Below are 17,105 nucleotides of genomic sequence, written 5' to 3'. Positions count from 1 at the left end.
GACTGTCAGCGCACCAGCACCGCTTCGCTGCTGGCGTCGGTGCGCATCGGCGCCGGGTGCTGCTGGCGCAGCCATTGCGCCAGGTCACGCGGGCTGAGCGGGCGCGAGTACAGGTAGCCCTGGATCTCGTCGCAGCCCTGGCGGCGCAGCATGTCCTCTTCCTGGTGCGTTTCCACGCCCTCGGCCACCACCTTCATGCCCAGCGCATGGCCCAGGTGCACGATGGCCTGGGTCACTTCGGCCGTGCCCGAATCATGCAGCATGCCCTGCACGAAGCTGCGGTCGATCTTCAGGCGACCCACCGGGAAGCGGTTGAGGTAGTTGAGGTTGGAGAAGCCGGTACCGAAGTCGTCCACCGCCAGCGGCACGCCGTGCCGTTCGAGCACGTCGAAGCAGTGGCGCAGGATGTCGGTGTCACGGATCAGCGCCGATTCGGTCAGTTCCAGCTCCAGCCGCTGCGGCGGCCAGCCGTGGGCATGGCAGATGTCGATCACGCGCTCGGCGAAGCCGCGATCACGCAGCTGCACCGCCGACACGTTGACCGCGATGCGGTCGAAATGCAGTCCTGCCCGGTCCCAGGCGGTTGCCTGACGGCAAGCTTCGTTCAGTACCCAGTCGCCGATGCGCACGATCTCGCCGCATTTCTCGGCGATGGGAATGAACTCGGCCGGGCTGCAATAGCCGATGCCGGGGCGATGCCAGCGCAGCAGTGCTTCGATTGCCGGCGGCTCGCCCTGGTGGGCGTGCAGCAGCGGCTGATAGGCCAGGCTGAACTCCTCGCGCTCGATCGCACCGTGCAGCGCGTGCTCAAGCTCCAGCCTGCGCTGGATGCGGGCCAGGGCATCCTGGCTGTAGTACTGGTAGGTGTTGCGTCCGGCTTCCTTGGCCGCGTACATGGCGGCGTCGGCGGCGCGCAGCAGTGAATCGAAATCGGTCTGCGCATCGCCCAGCATCGCGATGCCGACGCTGGCACCGACCTTCAACGTGGTTTCCCCGCGGCGCAACGGCTCGGCCAGCGAGGCAATCAGCTTGCGGGCGACATGTCCCGCATCCTCAGGCTCAGCCAGGTCGCGCAGTACGACGATGAACTCGTCGCCGCTGAAACGGCCAAACAGATCGTTGTTGCGCAGGTTCTGGTGCAGGCGGGTGGCGGCAGCCTTCAGCAGCGCATCACCCGTGGCGTGGCCGAAGCTGTCGTTGATGGTCTTGAAGCCGTCCAGGTCGATGAACAGCATCGCCAACGAGGTGCCGCGATCACGCGCCTCCTCGATGGCCTCGGCAGTCTGTTCACCGAGCAGCACGCGATTGGGCAGGCCGGTCAGCAGATCGTAGTGGGCCAGCAGTTCGATGCGCTCGTTGGCCTCGCGCTCGCGGGTGATGTCCCGGAACAGGACGACGAAGCGCGGCGGCAGTCCGTCACGACGATCCAGCTCGATCAGCACCTGCACCCAGACACGCAGGCCGGACTGGCGGTAGAAGCACAGGTCCAGCTGCTCAGGCAGGCCGCCGTTGGCGATGCGGGCCAGCGCCGCCTCGAACGCATCGCGCGAGTCTTCGGTGTACAGCGCCATCGCCTGGTCGAGGGTGATCGGTTCCTTGCGCAGGCCGTGGATGCGATAGCACTCCTCGGTCCATTGCATGCTCCGGGTCTGCACCTCGATCTCGCAGCCACCGATGCGGCCCAGCGCGGAAACGCGGTTGAGCAGTTCCGTGCGCCAGCGGATCAACGCATCGGTCTGGTGCTGCTCGGTGATGTTCTGCACCTGCCCCAGCAGGCGCTTGGGCTGCCCGTCCATGTCCAGCAGCGGCTGCATCCACAGCCGCAGGTGCTGTGATGGCTCATGGCCGCGGGTCAGCTCCAGCTCGAGATTGGCGGCACGACCATCGCGCCACAGCCGCCGCCATGCCGCACGCAACGCGCCGCGCGAGCGCGGATGCAGCTGCTTCAGCCAGCGCCGCTGGCCAGGCACGGCGCCGTGCTCCAGCGCCAGCAGCGAGCGCAGCTCCGGCGACCACCAGAAGTGCCCGCTGTTGGGGTCGAACGACCAGCTGCCCATGCTGGCGATGCGCTGGGCCTCGCTCAGGTGCAGCTGCTGTTCCTGCAGCAGCGATTCGAGCTGCTTCTGCTGCTCGATATCGGTATGCGTGCCGACCATGCGCAGCGGCTGGCCATCGGCGGTGCGCGCGACCACGCGGCCGCGATCCAGCACCCAACGCCACTGGCCATCGGCCTGGCGGAAGCGGAACTGTGCACTGTACTGCTCGCTGCACCCGCGCAGGTGCTGGTCGAGCGCGGCGCGCACCTGGTCAATGTCCTCGCTGTGCACGCGCGACAGCAGTTCAGTGGCCGTTTCGTCGCCCAGCGCTGGCGTGCGCGCCACCCGGTCACTGGGGATGTCCCAGTCCCACAGGCTGTGGCCGGCGCTGTCCAGTGCCAGTTCCCAGCGCCCACCCCCGTCGACCGGCACCGGCTCGGGAATGCTCAGGGTGAACGCCAGCAGGTTGCCAGCACCGTCATGAACGGCGCGCAGGTGACCGTCGTAGTGGCCGCGCGGGCCGCCCGGCAGCGTGCAGGGCACGATGCCCCCATCGGCGGCCATCAGGCGCAGATCTTCCAGCATCGGCGCATAGGCAGCCACGGTAGCCGGCAGGCCATGCTCGCGCGCGGCCGGATTGGCCGCCAGCGGGCGCCCGGTACGGTCGACGATGACCAGCGCCGACGCAAGCGGGTGCTGCAGCAGGCTGGCGATGATCCCTTGGTCCACGCGATCTTGCTCCGGATGACACGCCCGTCAGCGGGGCACGCAGTGGTTAACGGCGCCTGCGGCGGATAATTGAGTGGTGACGGCACGCTGCGGGGTAAGATGACCGGCGCCCCTTTCACCCGCCCCGTCCATGCCCGCAGAACCGACCGGCAACGCCCCAGTTCCCGACCCGCGGATGGCGCAGGCGCTGAGCCGTGACCGGCGGCGGGTGGTGTTGAGCTACCTGGTGATGGCGCTGGCCTGGATGATCTCCACCGACAGCGTGGTGCAGGCGCTGGTGCCCGATCCGCAGCAGGCGGCCCTGTGGCAGGGCCTGAAGGGCTCGTTCTTCGCCTTGGCCAGCGCGGGCCTGCTGTACCTGCTGCTGCGCCCGCTGGCCGAGCACGTGCTGCATACCCACGCCCGCCAGCAGGCCTCGGAGCTGCGCCTGCGGCAGATGTTCGAGGGCAACCCCGGCCCGATCCTCGTCTATGACCTGGACACATTGGCGATCCTCGATGCCAACCCAGCCGCCTGCACCGCTTTCGGCTGGGAGCGCGATGAGCTGCTGGAACAGACCATCGACGCCTTGTGGCCACCCGGCGAGGGCCAGGCGCTGCAGGCCAAGCTGGAGGCGATCCGCGAGACGCCCGAAGAGCTGTGCATCCTGCGCGCGCAGCTGCAGCTGCGCGATGGCGCGCTGCGGCACATGGAACTGCGCTCCAACGCGATCAGTTACGACGGCCACAATGCGCGCCTGCTGATCGCCATCGACCGCACCGCAGAGGATCTGGCCCAGCTGCGTCGCGACCAGGCGCTGGCACGGGTGGAAGAGGCCCACGAGCTGGCCCGCATCGGTGCCTGGGAGCTGGACCCGTCCACCGGGCTGGGCCGCTATTCCAACCAGGTCTATCGCCTGCTCGGCCGCCGCCCGCCCGAAGCCCGCCGCTGGCACCGCTTCGACGAACTGCTGGTGCCGGCCGACCCGGCCACCGCTACCCAGACCGAGCAGCTGCTGGCCGAGTTGTGCTCCGGCGAGCCGGTACAGGTGGACGTGCTGCTACCGCTGCTGTCGATGGATGGGCGCGCGCTGATGGTGCACCTGCGCGCCGCCAGTGGTCTTGATGAAGCTGGCCGCAACCGCGTGCTGGGCACGCTGCAGGACGTGACCGAACGCGAGCAGTCGCGGCGCCTGCTGCGCGAGCGCGAGGAGCAGTTCCGCGAGCTGGTGCGGGTACTGCCCGACGGCGTGGTGATCCTCTCCGACGAGCATGTGCTGTACGCCAACGCCTGGGCCGCCGGCCTGTTCGGCTACGGCAGCCATACCCTGCTGGGCGAGCCCTTGTCGGCGCTGGTCGCTGCCGCAGACCTGCCGCGGGTGCGCAGCCAGCTGCGTGCCGGCCAGCCACACCTGGGACCGGGCCATAGCAGCGTGGTGGCCATGCAGCGCGGCGACGGCCGCAGCTTCCATGCCGGCCTGGCGGTGGGCGACGTGCGCTACGGTGGCCGCGACTGCAAGCTGCTGATCGTGCGCGACCTCAGTGATTCCGAACGCATCCGCAGCGCGCTGGAAACCAGCAACCGCGAACTGCAGGCGATGGCCGGGCGGCTGTTCTCGCTGCAGGAGGACGAGCGTCGTGCGATTTCGCGCGACCTGCACGATGACATCGGCCAGGCCATCACCGCGATCAAGCTGTCGGCGCACGCGGCGCTGGAAGAGGACGATCCGCAGCGGCGTGGGCAGGATCTGGCGCAGATCGTCAGCCTGGCCGACACCACCGTGGCCAAACTGCGCGACATCTCCACCCTGCTGCGCCCCCCGCAGCTGGATGCACTGGGCCTGGAGGCAGCGCTCAGCTGGCAGGCGCGGGTTCTGTTCCGCTCCTCGCCGGTGGAGCTGCTGGCCGAGATCGAGCCGTTGCCGCATCGCCCCGACAACAGCATCGAACAGGCCTGCTTCCGCATCGCACAGGAAAGCCTGACCAATGCGCTGCGCCATGCGCGCGCCAGCCAGGTCCTGCTGCAGCTGCGCGATGTCGGCCAGCGCGGCCTGCACCTGCAGATCCGCGATGACGGCGAAGGCTTCGATCCGGACGGCCCGCGCGGCCTGGGCCTGATCGTGATGCGCGAGCGCGCGCAGAGCGTCGGTGGCCACGTGCGGATTGAATCCGCGCATGGCGAAGGCACCCTGGTCGATGTCCACCTCCCCTACCAGGCGGCCAGCAGGGCCGCCGTCGATTCACCGGAATACTGAGCCATGTGGAATCCCAACCTGCCCCCGGTCAGCATCGATGACGCTCCCGACCGCCTTGGCGCCGGCAACCCCGAGCTGCAGGCAATGGTTGCCGAGGCAGCCTCAGGCGGCATCGCGCTGATGCTGATGCACGTGGACATCGACCATTTCGCATCGGTCAACGAAAACATGAGTGCCGAAGTGGGCGACCAGGCGCTGGTGCTGGTGGCACAGCGCCTGCAGTCTTACCTGCGCGGGCGCGGCAAGCTGTGGCGGCATGGCAGCGACGAGTTCCTGATCGCGGTGCCGCGTACCGCGGATCTGCCATTGCCGGAGGATTTCGCCGAGGAGATCCGCCAGCAGATGGAGCTGCCGCTGTCGGTGCTGCCGTACACGTTGTTCATGACCGGCAAGCTGGGCGTGAGCCTGTGCCCGGAACATGCCAGCAGCACCTCGCGCCTGCTCGATCATGCCGAGGATGCGCTGTACCAGGCCGCCCGCGAAGGCGGCAATGCCGTGCGCATCCATGCGGTGGACACCCCGCCGAGTGCGCACAGCGAGAGCATCATCGCGCGCCAGATCGTCGATGCCATTCCCAATGGCGAGCTGAAGCTGCGCTACCAGCCGCTGGTAAGCGCGCGCGACGGCCACGTGGTGGGCATGGAAGCGCTGCTGCGTTGGCAGTCGCCGACCCTGGGCATGCTGGTGCCGGAGCGCTTCATGCGCACCGCCGAACGCCTGGGCATCATCGTGCAGATCGGCACCTGGGTGCTGGAAGGCGCCTTGAAGCAGGCGCGGCTGTGGCGCGACCAGGGCTTCGATGACTTCACCATCGCAGTGAACGTGTCCACCCTGCAGCTGCTGCGGCCGAACTTCTTCGCCGAGGTGATGTCCCTGCTGCAGGCCGCGGGCGTGCCGGCGCACATGCTGACGCTGGAGATCAACGAGAGCGCGCTGACCAACAACGTCAATTTCGTCCATGAAACGCTGGCCAACCTGCGCAACGAAGGCATCAGCCTGAGCCTGGACAACTTCGGTACCGGCGACTCCAGCCTCAGCGCGCTGGTGCGCTACCCGGTCGACAAGCTGAAGATCGACCGCAGTTTCATCAAGAGCGCGCCGGCCGGCAATCGTGAAGCGGCCATCGCCCGCGCGATCATCGCCATGGGCCACCAGCTGGGCATGACCGTGATCGCCAACGGCGTGGAATCGCAGGCGCAGCTGGGCTTCCTGCGCCGCAACGACTGCGACGTGTTCCAGGGCTACCTGTTCGGCGAACCGATGTCGGCCGATGCCGCCGGCATGACCCTGCGCCGCCGCTACCTGCGTCCGGAAGCCTTCGCCGAGACGCGCCCGGACCGGACGCTGCTGCTGCTGGATGACGAGGAGAACGTGCTGCGCTCGCTGGTGCGCCTGTTCCGCCGCGACGGCTACCGCATCCTGGCCGCCGGCAACGTGCGCGATGCGTTCGACCTGCTGGCGATCAATGACGTGCAGGTGATCCTGTCCGACCAGCGCATGAGCGACATGAGCGGCACCGAGTTCCTGGGCCGGGTGAAGATGCTGTACCCGGATACGATCCGCCTGGTGCTGTCGGGCTACACCGATCTGAACACGGTGACCGATGCGATCAACCGCGGCGCGATCTATCGCTTCCTGACCAAGCCGTGGAACGACGACGAACTGCGCAAGCACATCCACCAGGCGTTCCGCACGTACGAGGAACAGCGCCGCAGCAATGCCGGCCCGGCGCCGGTGGAGAGCGGAGATGGCGGCGAGGATCGCCCATTACGGTAACCATCCCCTCTGATAGAGCCGACCGCTGGCCGGCTGCTCTGGATATCGGGTTCAATGAGGTTGCCGGCCAGCGGCCGGCACTACCAGAAGCGGTCAGCGCGGCTGCTTGACCGGCAGCACCACGCGGAAGCGCGAACCCACGCCGGGCGTGCTGTCCAGGTCGATGCGGCCGTGGTGCTTGTTGATGATGCTGTAGGAGATCGACAGGCCCAGGCCGGTGCCACTGCCCACCGGCTTGGTGGTGAAGAACGGATCGAAGATGCGCTGGCGCAGTTCCGGCGAGATGCCACCGCCGGTATCTTCGAACTCAACCCAAACGTGATCGCCATCAACGCCGGTACGCACCGTGATCGTGCCGCGCTCGGCGATGGCATGGCCGGCGTTGAGCAGCAGGTTCATGTAGACCTGGTTCAACTCCGATGGCAGGCACTCCACCAGGGGCAACTGGCCGAACTCGCGCACCAGGGTGACCTTGTACTTGAGTTCGTTCCAGATGATGTTGATGGTCGATTCCAGGCCCGCGTGCAGGTCGACCAGCTTCCACGACTCGTCGCGGCCGGAATACGAGAAATCCTTCAGGTCGCGCACGATGCGGGTGACCCGCTCGATGCCTTCGCGCGATTCCGCCATCAGCTGCGGCAGGTCGCGGCTGATGAAATCGATATCCAGGCGGTCACGGATATCATCGATTTCCGGGATCAGCGCTTTCGGGTCCGGCGCGCGCAGGGCGCGCTCGTAGGCTTCGATCACGGTGAACAGGCTGCGCAGGTATTCCTGCAGGCTGCCCAGGTTGGAGTGCACGTAACCGATCGGGTTGTTGATCTCGTGCGCGACGCCGGCGGCCAGCTGGCCGATCGACGCCATCTTCTCCGACTGCAGCAGCTTTTCCTGGGTGCCATTGAGGCGCAGGTAGGCCTGGCGCAGTTCGGCATGGCGCTGCTGCAGCTCGCGTTCGTAGTCTTCCTGCCCTTCGATGTGGCGGAACAGGGCGAGGAAATGCCCCTGGCCGACCGGACCATGGTGGTACAGATGGGCGATGACCACACCCTCGCCCAGCGGCAGGCTGCCATTCCAGTGACCATGCTGGCGAGCCTGTTCCAGGGCATCGGGCGGCAGCAGTTCGCGCAGGCGCTGCGGCGGCGGCAACCCGCCGTACTCGCCACTGGCCAGCAGGTTCTGTGCGGCCGGATTGGCCAGGGCCACCCGCCCGTCATCGGTGAACAGCAGCAGGCCTTCGCGCAGGCGCTCAAGCAGGGCCTGCAGCACCGGCTGCGGCGGAAGGGGGGCGGTAACCAGGGCGTTGGCAGCGGACACGGCGACTCGGGACGTTCGAACAGGCGCCCAATATACGCGGTCATGCAGCGGGCTTCAGCCCGCCGGGAGAGGTTATGCGACCGCCGTCGCCTCAGGCGACGGCGAGGGGCCTGCCGATGCTGACCGTGTGCGACTGGCCCTTGGCATCGTAGGCCGAGGCGTCTTCGGTGCGGCCGAGCTGGCGCAGCGCCCAGTTCACCTCGCGGCGGCGGCGCGACAGCAGCACGCCGTTGGCCCGGTTGCGCTCGGCCAGTTCCTGCAGCTGTTCGCCCTCGCCCACCGGCGGCGCGCCTTCCAGCGCACGCAACGCTTCCAGCTTGGCGCCGGTAGCCCGGATCAGGGCGTGCACGTCGTGCTCGACCAGGGCCTGGCGTTCAACGTCCAGGGCCTGGGCGAGACGCTGCAGCGGCTCGCTCATCGCCGCAGTCATCCGTGCAGCTGCTGGTCCAGATCGAGCATGCGCGATGCGATCGCGTCCGGATTGATCTTGTAGGTGCCGTTCTGCAGCGACTCGCGCACGGCGGCCACGCGCTGGGCGTCGATCGCCGGGGCGGTGGTCAGCTCGCGCTCGATGGCCTGCAGATTGGTGGCCTCGCCGGTCAGGCGCAGGCTGTCGGCCGCCTCGACCGGGCGCGCCGCCGCATCGGTGCTGACACCGGGCTTGTTGGCCGGGGTCGTCACGCTGCGCAGTGCCTGGGGGACCTGCAGGTTGCCGTCGATTTTCTGGCTCATGGGGTGTCCTGGAGTTGCCGTTCACAAGGGATAACGGCCGCAGGGCCGCGATCTTTAGGGATATTTTGCGGTAATTCAACGCGCCACGATTACGTCACCTGCGGCATCGACCGTGCCTTGCACGATCCGCCGCGAGGACAGGTTCTCGACCGAGACCCGTTCGTTCTCACCGGCATCACCCATCGCACGGCCGGCAATGCGGACCTCGACCGAGCCGCGACGCGACACCAGGGCCACATTGTCTCCTCGCTTGATGAGACGCTGCACCACCAGATCGTTGTTCGACAGCAGGGCTCCGGCCTGCAGCGGACGGCGGGCGACGCGGCCGATCGCTGCATTGGGATCGGACAGCACCGCGCCGGCAATCCGCGCAGCGTCACGCTGGGCAGTGGTGATATCGGCGGCAGTGAGGGTTTCTCCAGTGCCGATTCCGCGGTTGAGCACCAGTACGGTCTGGTTGCGCCGCACCTTTACCGGCACGAACAGGCGCCAGCCGCCCGCATCCGGACAGCTGACCTCCACCGTGGTGTTGGCGGTGGGTTGCACCTGCAACGCGCTGCCACATTTCGGCAGGCGCAGCGCATCGGCCACCTGGGCCTCGCCCTCGCTGCCCGCCGGCAGCGTCGACAAGGCCGCCGCGCGGATGCTCGCCACCGGCTGCCAGTCGGCGGCAGCCGCCCACGGCGAGGCCAGTGCCAGCGCGATGGCGAATAGAGATGTGACCCGGCGCATGGCGCCTCCTTCAATCGGCAAGAGCTGGCCCAGGTGCGTGCAAGGCGTGTGCCAGAGGGGCAGAGCTGCCTCGGTCGAACATGGCGCGACACCACAATTGCGGTGTGGAGCGCGCAGGTGACAGAGCACCCTCAAGTTTGGCGCCCAACGCGCCGATACAGCAGCCATGTCCCATGACCTGCTCAACCGGATCGACCAGCGGACCCGACTGGCCGGCCACAACCGCCTGGCGCTGCTGCTGTTCCGTCTCGGCGGACGTCAGCTTTTTGGCGTCAATGTCTTCAAGGTGCAGGAAGTCCTGCGGCGCCCGGAGCTGTTCCAGGTGCCCGGCCTGCCCAGCCAGTTCGCCGGCGTGGCCGACGTGCGCGGCCGCTCGGTGCCGGTGCTGGACCTGGGCCTGGCCATCGGCCACCCGGAACGTGAGCCCGATGCCGATACCTCGCCGGGTTACCTGGTCGTCACCGAATTCAACCGCTCGATCCAGGGGTTCCTGGTCAGCGGCGTCGAGCGCATCGTCAACATCGCGGTGGAAGACATCCACCCGCCACCGGAGCTTGGCGCCGAGTCGAGCTACCTGACCGCGGTCACCCGCTTCCAGGGGGAGCTGATCCAGGTGATCGACGTTGAAAGCGTGCTGGCCGATATCGCCCAGGTCCGCGGTGACGCCGTACTCGATCCGGCGATGGCAATGCCCGCCGATGGCCCCCAGCTGCAGGTGCTGGTGGTGGACGACTCGCGCGTGGCCCGCCAGCAGATCCGCAGCGTGCTGGATCAGCTGGGCGTGGGTGCCACCCTGCTTTCCGATGGCAAGCAGGCTCTCGACCACCTGTTGCAGATCCACGCCTCGGGCGAAAACCCAGCCGAACGCTATGCCATGGTCATCTCCGACATCGAGATGCCGGCCATGGACGGGTACACGCTGACGACGGAAATCCGGCGCCATCCGGGCCTGGCCGGCCTCTACGTGCTGCTGCACACCTCGCTGTCGGGTGTCTTCAACAACGCCATGGTCGAGCGTGTCGGCGCCAACGCGTTCGTCGCCAAGTACTCGCCGCACGAGCTGGCTGACTTCGTGCTGGACCGCCTGCGCAAGGTGGCGATGGCGGCGTAGGGCCCTATCCTGTAGAGCCGAGCCCATGCTCGGCTTGTGCGGCGCCTGAACGAAAGGCAGCCGAGCATGGCTCGGCTCTACCAAGACGCACCGTGCTTTGGCACACCCCTTGCAGCTTCCCGGGCAACGTTCCCGTGGGAGTGCACCGTGCGCAACCTGATTACCGACTACCTGGGCGTCCACGCCCAGGCCATGCCGTTGCGCGAACAGCGGATGAAGCTGATCGCCAGCAACCTCGGCAATGCCGACACCCCCGGCTACAAGGCCCAGGACCTGGACTTCGATGCCGCCCTGCGCCATGCCCAGGGGCAGGATGCCAACGGCCTGATGGCCACCACCCATGAGCAGCACTACGAAATCAGTAGTGGCCTGAACCCGTTCCAGATCGCGCGCGAGGGCGTGCAGCCCAGCCTGGACGGCAACACCGTCGATCCCGATGCCGAGCGTGCCGCCTATGGCCGAGCCGCGCTCGAGTACCGCGCCTCGCTCAGCTTCGTCGAGAGCAAGGTGCGTTCCATGCTGACCGCGATCACGGGGCAATAAGCCATGAGCAACCTGCCGATCTTCGATATCGCCGGCTCCGCGCTGCAGGCGCAGTCGGTGCGCATGAGCACCATCGCCTCCAATCTCTCCAACGCCGACACCGTGGCCGGGTCTGCCGACGCCGTGTACAAGCCGCTGGAGCCGATCTTCCAGGCCGTCACCAGCAAGAACGATCCCAACATCACCTCGGTGAAGGTGAAGGAGATCACCCAGAGCGAAGCGGCGCCGATCAAGCGCTACGAGCCGGGCCACCCGCTGGCAGACGCCGATGGCTACATCTACCAGCCCGACGTCGATCCGGTGGCGCAGATGGTCAACCTGATCTCGACCTCGCGCAATTACCAGGCCGGCGTGGAGATGTTGACCACCGCCAAGGAACTGGCCCTGGCCACCTTGACCATGGGCCGCTGAGGCCCGCAGCACCGGATACCGCCATGACCACCGCCGTCAACAACCAGACCAGCCAGGACGTCTATTCCGCGCTGGGCCTGAACGCCCCCAACAGCAACGCCACGAAAAAGAAGAACACGCTCGACCAGGCCGACTTCCTGCGCCTGATGACCGAGCAGCTGCAGCACCAGGATCCACTGAAGCCGATGGACAACACGCAGATGGTCGCGCAGATGGCGCAGATGTCCACCGTGCAGGGCATCACCGATCTGAACAAGACGGTGAAGGGCTTCCAGGAATCGATGGCCAGCGACCAGGTGCTGCGTGGCGCGGCGCTGGTCGGCCACCAGGTGCTGGTGCCATCGGAAAAGCTGGTGCTGGAGAAGGAAGACAGCGTCGAGGGCACGGTGGCCGCGCCGTCGGCCGGCATCATCACCGTGGATATCACCGATGCCACCGGCGCCAAGGTCACCTCGCTGAGCGTGGAAGCCAAGGCGGCAGGCGAAACCGCTTTCCAGTGGGACGGCAAGGACGCCAACGGCAAGCGCATGGAACCGGGCAAGTATTCCATCGTTGCCAACCATGTCGATACCGCCGGCAAGAGCACCAAGCTGTCCACCTATGTGCAGGCGCCGGTGGAAAGCGTGACCGTCGGGTCCGACGGCCTGTACCTGAACCTCAAGGGCCTGGGCACGGCCCCGATCGACTACGTGCTCCGCGTCAGCTGAGCCGCACATCCCGCATCAACCAGGAGCATCCCATGGGCTTCAATGTCTCGCTGTCCGGCATCAATGCCGCCAACACCGACCTGAGCGTCACCGCCAACAACGTCGCCAACGTCAACACCACCGGCTTCAAGCAGTCGCGCGCCGAGTTCGCCGATCTGTTCGCCTCCACCAGCTATGGCCTGTCGAAGAACCAGACCGGCTCGGGCGTGCGCGTCTCCAACGTCGCCCAGCAGTTCATCCAGGGCCACAACGAGCAGACCGGGCGCAGCCTGGACATGGCCATTTCCGGTGAGGGCTTCTTCACCATGAACATGAACGGTTCGCGTGTGTATTCGCGTGCCGGCAACTTCCAGACCGATTCGGCCGGCTACGTGGTCAATCCGCAGGGCGCGCGCCTGCAGGTGTTCGCGCCGAATGCCGATGGCACCAACTTCGACGCCGGCCGCCTGGTCGACCTGCAGCTGTTGACCACCGACAGCCCGCCGAAGCAGACCAGCGAAGTGAAGGTGGGCTTCACCCTGCCGGCCAACGCCAAGCAGCCGACCGTGGCCACGTTCGACCCGACCGACTCCAACAGCTACAACCACTCCAGCGGCGGCATCACCGTGTACGACTCGCTGGGCGTGAGCCATATCCAGGTCTCGTACTTCGTGAAGGGCGCCAACCCCAACGAATGGACCGTGCACAACTATGTCGATGGCCAGCCCGCTGGCACCCCGACCGCGGTCACCTTCGACAACAGCGGCAAGCTGACCGCCCCGGCCAACGGCAAGGTTGGCCTCGGCACCTTCACCCCGACCACGGGCGCTGGCCAGCTGAACATGACGCTGGACATCAGCGGTTCGACCCAGTACGGCGAGAAGTTCGCCCTGCGCAACACCCAGCAGGACGGCTACGCGGCCGGCAAGCTCAACGAAATCACTGTGTCCGAGTCGGGCGTGGTCTATGCGCGCTACTCCAACGGTGACGACAAGCCCCTGGGCCAGGTCGCACTGACCACCTTCAACAACACCCAGGGACTGGAATCGAAGGGCAACAACCTGTGGGTGGAGACCTTCGAGTCGGGCACGCCGCGCACCGGCATGCCGGACACCTCCAATCTCGGCAAGATCCAGGCCGGCTCGCTGGAAGCGTCCACCGTCGATCTCACCGAGCAGCTGGTCAACATGATCACCGCGCAGCGCAACTTCCAGGCCAACGCGCAGATGATCACCACGCAGGACCAGATCACCCAGACCGTCATCAACATCCGTTGATGAGCTGCTGACCCTGTCACGGAACTCCCCGCATGGATAAAGCCCTTTACGTGGCGATGACCGGTGCCCGCGCCTCCCTGCAGGCGCAGGGAACGCTCAGCCACAACCTCGCCAACTCGGATACTCCTGGCTTCAAGGAAGCGCTGGCCAACACCGAAGCCTTCCCGATCAAGGGTCCGGGCTTTGCCTCGCGGGTGGATGCGCTGCACGTCGACGCCGGCTTCAACCGCCGGCCCGGCGCGCAGCACATCACCGGCAAACCACTGGACCTTGCACTGCAGAGCGGCACCTGGCTGGCGGTGCAGGCGAGCGATGGCAGCGAAGCGTATACGCGCGGCGCAGCCCTGTCGGTGACGCCGAACGGCCAGCTGGTGACCTCTGGCGGCCGCACGGTGCTGGATGACAACAACAACCCGATCGCCATTCCGCCCTACCAGGCGATGGAGATCGGCGCCGACGGCACGATCTCGATCATCCCGCAGGGCGAAGGCCCGCAGACGATGGCGCAGATCGGCCGGATCAAGGTGGTGCAGGCGCCGGACGAGCGACTCGAGCGCGGCCTGGATGGCCTGTTCCGCAACACCGACCCGCGCCAGCCGTTCGCACCGGCACAGGGCACCGCCGTGCACAGCGGGCAACTGGAAGGCAGCAACGTCGATGCTGCCGGTGCGCTGGTGCAGATGATCCAGCTGCAGCGCCAGTACGAAATGCAGGTGCAGGTGATCAAGCACGGCGACGACAACGCGCGCAGCGCCAACAGCCTGCTCCGCCTGGGCAGCTGACGGATTTCCGGCGCCGCCCGGGCACGGCGCTGGCACACCGCTTGCACACCCGCTACCAAGGGCCGCATTGCGCGGCCGGCTTCACCCAGACAGGACTCCGAAGATGAACCAGGCATTGTGGATCGCGAAAACCGGACTGGATGCGCAGCAGATGCGCATGTCGGTGGTTTCCAACAATCTCGCCAACACCAACACCACCGGCTTCAAGCAGGACCGCGCCAGCTTCGAGGACCTGCTGTACCAGCAGGTGCGCCAGCCGGGCGGCTCTTCGTCGGCGCAGACGCAGCTGCCGACCGGCCTGCAGCTGGGTACCGGCGTGCGCGTGGTCGCCACCGCCAAGAACTTCGAGCAGGGTGGCCAGCAGCAGACCGGCCGCGCACTGGACGTGATGGTCAACGGACGCGGCTTCTTCGAAGTGCAGATGCCCGACGGCAGCTCGGCCTACACCCGTGATGGCTCGTTCAAGATCAACCAGGACAGCGAGCTGGTTACCAACAGCGGCTACCCGGTGCAGCCGGGCATCCAGATTCCCGAGGGCGCGCAGTCGGTCACCATCGGCAGCGACGGCACCATCAGCGTAAAGATGGCCGATAACGCCGCGTCGGTGGAAGTCGGTGCGCTGACCCTGACCGACTTCGTCAATCCGGCCGGCCTGCAGGCGCGCGGCGAGAACCTGTTCCTGGAGACCACGGCCTCGGGCCCGGCCCAGAACGGCAATCCCGGCCTGAACGGTCTCGGCACCGTGGTGCAGGGTGCGCTGGAAGGCAGCAACGTCAATGTGGTGGAAGAGCTGGTGTCGATGATCGAAACCCAGCGCGCCTACGAAATGAATGCCAAGGCGATCTCCACCACCGACTCGATGCTCGGCTATCTCAACAACAAGATCTGACCGGCCCAACCGGGAAACCGCCATGTCGCCCATTTCCAACCTCGCCCGTACTGCCCTCGCCTGCACTGTGGTCGCCCTGCTCGGTGGCTGCGTGATCGCGGGCGACGTGCGCCCCTATCCGGCGATGGCACCGATCCAGCCGATCATGCCGCCGCAGGCCGCGCCCACCGCCGGTGCGATCTACGCCGCTGGCCCGACCCTGCAGCTGTATTCGGACCGCCGCGCACGCGATGTCGGCGACCTGCTGACGATCACCCTGCTGGAAAACACCACCGCGCAGACCAGCGCCAACACGGCCACCAACAAGGAATCCAACCTGAGCCTGGGCACGCCGTCCATCCTCGGCGCACCGGTCACCCTGGGCGGCAAGGACATCCTCAGTGCCACCGCCAAGGGCGCGCGTGACTTCACCGGCAAGGGCAACAGCGCGCAGAGCAACCGCCTGCAGGGCAGCGTTACGGTCACCGTGATCCAGCGCCTGCCCAACGGCAACCTGGTGGTGCAGGGGCAGAAGAACCTGCGGCTGAACCAGGGCGATGAACTGGTGCAGGTGCAGGGCATCGTGCGCCCGGGCGACATCAGCCAGGACAACACCATTCCCTCCAGCCGCGTGGCCGAGGCCCGCATCGTCTACGGCGGCCGCGGACCGGTCGCGCAGTCCAACGCGATGGGCTGGCTGAGCCGCTTCTTCAATTCCGGCCTGACGCCGTTCTGAGTATGGCCATGAACTTCTCCTTCTCTACCTTCTGGCAGCAACGCGTGGCGTTGATCGCGTCGCTGATGCTGCTGGTCGTCGCCGCCCCGGCCAGCGCCGAGCGCATCAAGGACCTCGCCCAGGTCGGCGGCGTGCGCGGCAATGCGCTGGTGGGCTATGGCCTGGTGGTCGGCCTGGATGGCAGCGGCGACCGTACCAGCCAGGCGCCCTTCACCGTGCAGAGCCTGAAAAACCTGCTCGGCGAGCTGGGCGTGAACGTGCCGCCCAACGTCAACCCGCAGCTGAAGAACGTGGCCGCCGTGGCGATCCACGCCGAACTGCCGCCGTTCGCCAAGCCGGGCCAGCCGATCGACATCACGGTGTCTTCGATCGGCAACGCGGTGTCGCTGCGCGGCGGTTCGCTGCTGATGGCCCCGCTGCGCGGCGCCGATGGCCAGATCTATGCCATCGCCCAGGGCAATCTGATCGTGGGTGGCTTTGGCGCGCAGGGCAAGGACGGTTCCCGTGTATCGGTGAACGTGCCCAGCGTCGGCCGTATTCCCAACGGCGCCACCGTGGAGCGTGCCCTGCCCGATCCGCTGGCCAACGGCGGCGACATCACCCTGAACCTGCACAACAACGATTTCACCACGGTCTCGCGCATGGTCGCCGCGCTCAACAACGCGTTCGGCGAAGGTGCGGCACGCGCGATCGATGGCGTGACCGTCGCCGTCACCGCACCGACCGATCCGGGCGCACGCATCGGCCTGCTGGCGCGCATCGAGAACCTGGAACTGACCCCGGGCAGCGCCCCGGCCAAGGTGGTGGTCAATTCACGCACCGGCACCGTGGTCATCGGCCAGCAGGTGCGCGTCGGCCCTGCGGCGATTTCGCATGGTTCGCTGACGGTGACGATCCAGGAGAACACCAACGTCAGCCAGCCCAATGCGCTGTCGGGCGGCCGTACCGTGGCCAGCCCGCAATCCACCATCACTGCCACCAACGACGGCAGCCGCATGTTCAAGTTCAGCGGCGGCACCACCCTGGACGAGATCGTGCATGCGGTGAACGCCGTGGGTGCGGCACCGGGCGACCTGATCGCGATCCTGGAAGCCCTGAAGCAGGCCGGCGCACTGAGTGCCGAGCTCGAGGTGATCTGA

General features: G+C 67.1%; 16 protein-coding genes. 11 read left to right on the top strand and 5 right to left on the bottom strand.

Annotated elements, in window-relative coordinates:
- Positions 1-5 precede the first annotated feature (5 nt).
- Complete coding sequence (locus tag ACZ75I_RS09450; RefSeq protein ID WP_180867991.1) at positions 6-2,765, bottom strand: EAL domain-containing protein; 2,760 nt, start codon at positions 2,763-2,765, stop codon at positions 6-8.
- 130 nt (positions 2,766-2,895) lie between these two features.
- Between ACZ75I_RS09450 and ACZ75I_RS09445 the strand changes: the two genes are divergently transcribed.
- On the top strand, positions 2,896-4,998 hold the full coding sequence (locus ACZ75I_RS09445) for a sensor histidine kinase (RefSeq protein WP_180867994.1): 2,103 nt from the start codon (positions 2,896-2,898) through the stop codon (positions 4,996-4,998).
- A 3-nt stretch (positions 4,999-5,001) separates the two neighbouring features.
- Positions 5,002-6,774: an EAL domain-containing protein gene (locus tag ACZ75I_RS09440; protein WP_005416466.1), complete on the top strand. Its 1,773-nt coding sequence runs from the start codon at positions 5,002-5,004 to the stop codon at positions 6,772-6,774.
- Positions 6,775-6,867: 93 nt separating this feature from the next.
- On the opposite strand, the gene ACZ75I_RS09435 is transcribed toward ACZ75I_RS09440, so the two are convergent.
- The 4 genes from ACZ75I_RS09435 to flgA all read right to left on the bottom strand — a co-directional run bounded on the left by ACZ75I_RS09435 (position 6,868) and on the right by flgA (position 9,552).
- Complete coding sequence (locus ACZ75I_RS09435; RefSeq protein ID WP_472959011.1) at positions 6,868-8,088, bottom strand: ATP-binding protein; 1,221 nt, start codon at positions 8,086-8,088, stop codon at positions 6,868-6,870.
- Between the two features lie 91 nt (positions 8,089-8,179).
- Positions 8,180-8,518, bottom strand: coding sequence for a FlgN family protein (locus ACZ75I_RS09430; RefSeq protein WP_014037132.1), 339 nt, complete (start codon positions 8,516-8,518; stop codon positions 8,180-8,182).
- Positions 8,515-8,820 carry a flagellar biosynthesis anti-sigma factor FlgM gene (gene flgM / locus ACZ75I_RS09425; RefSeq protein WP_005409579.1) on the bottom strand — a complete coding sequence of 102 codons (306 nt, stop codon included), beginning with the start codon at positions 8,818-8,820 and terminating at the stop codon, positions 8,515-8,517. The genes ACZ75I_RS09430 and flgM overlap by 4 nt, the downstream gene beginning before the upstream one ends.
- A 75-nt stretch (positions 8,821-8,895) precedes the next feature.
- Positions 8,896-9,552: a flagellar basal body P-ring formation chaperone FlgA gene (flgA, locus tag ACZ75I_RS09420; protein ID WP_061478698.1), complete on the bottom strand. Its 657-nt coding sequence runs from the start codon at positions 9,550-9,552 to the stop codon at positions 8,896-8,898.
- 166 nt (positions 9,553-9,718) lie between these two features.
- On the opposite strand from flgA, the gene ACZ75I_RS09415 reads away from it, so the two are divergent.
- From ACZ75I_RS09415 to ACZ75I_RS09375, 9 genes are all read left to right on the top strand, one after another.
- Positions 9,719-10,663 (top strand): chemotaxis protein, encoded by a 945-nt coding sequence (locus ACZ75I_RS09415; protein ID WP_019659622.1) that lies wholly within the window; start codon positions 9,719-9,721, stop codon positions 10,661-10,663.
- A 147-nt stretch (positions 10,664-10,810) separates the two neighbouring features.
- Positions 10,811-11,206 (top strand): flagellar basal body rod protein FlgB, encoded by a 396-nt coding sequence (gene flgB / locus ACZ75I_RS09410; protein WP_005409576.1) that lies wholly within the window; start codon positions 10,811-10,813, stop codon positions 11,204-11,206.
- 3 nt (positions 11,207-11,209) lie between these two features.
- Positions 11,210-11,617 (top strand): flagellar basal body rod protein FlgC, encoded by a 408-nt coding sequence (gene flgC, locus ACZ75I_RS09405; RefSeq protein ID WP_005416461.1) that lies wholly within the window; start codon positions 11,210-11,212, stop codon positions 11,615-11,617.
- 23 nt (positions 11,618-11,640) lie between these two features.
- On the top strand, positions 11,641-12,324 hold the full coding sequence (locus ACZ75I_RS09400; protein WP_180867996.1) for a flagellar hook assembly protein FlgD: 684 nt from the start codon (positions 11,641-11,643) through the stop codon (positions 12,322-12,324).
- A 32-nt stretch (positions 12,325-12,356) separates the two neighbouring features.
- Positions 12,357-13,580 (top strand): flagellar hook protein FlgE, encoded by a 1,224-nt coding sequence (gene flgE / locus ACZ75I_RS09395; protein ID WP_005416459.1) that lies wholly within the window; start codon positions 12,357-12,359, stop codon positions 13,578-13,580.
- Positions 13,581-13,612: 32 nt separating this feature from the next.
- Positions 13,613-14,362, top strand: coding sequence for a flagellar basal body rod protein FlgF (locus ACZ75I_RS09390; RefSeq protein ID WP_049412405.1), 750 nt, complete (start codon positions 13,613-13,615; stop codon positions 14,360-14,362).
- 103 nt (positions 14,363-14,465) lie between these two features.
- Positions 14,466-15,251 carry a flagellar basal-body rod protein FlgG gene (flgG, locus tag ACZ75I_RS09385; RefSeq protein ID WP_005416457.1) on the top strand — a complete coding sequence of 262 codons (786 nt, stop codon included), beginning with the start codon at positions 14,466-14,468 and terminating at the stop codon, positions 15,249-15,251.
- A 22-nt stretch (positions 15,252-15,273) separates the two neighbouring features.
- On the top strand, positions 15,274-15,966 hold the full coding sequence (flgH, locus tag ACZ75I_RS09380) for a flagellar basal body L-ring protein FlgH (protein WP_005416456.1): 693 nt from the start codon (positions 15,274-15,276) through the stop codon (positions 15,964-15,966).
- Between the two features lie 8 nt (positions 15,967-15,974).
- Positions 15,975-17,105 carry a flagellar basal body P-ring protein FlgI gene (locus ACZ75I_RS09375; protein ID WP_154350736.1) on the top strand — a complete coding sequence of 377 codons (1,131 nt, stop codon included), beginning with the start codon at positions 15,975-15,977 and terminating at the stop codon, positions 17,103-17,105.

This window comes from Stenotrophomonas sp. X, assembly GCF_055721025.1.
The sequence above is the reverse complement of the archived record's forward strand: the minus strand, read 5'-3'. Positions and strand labels throughout refer to the sequence as shown.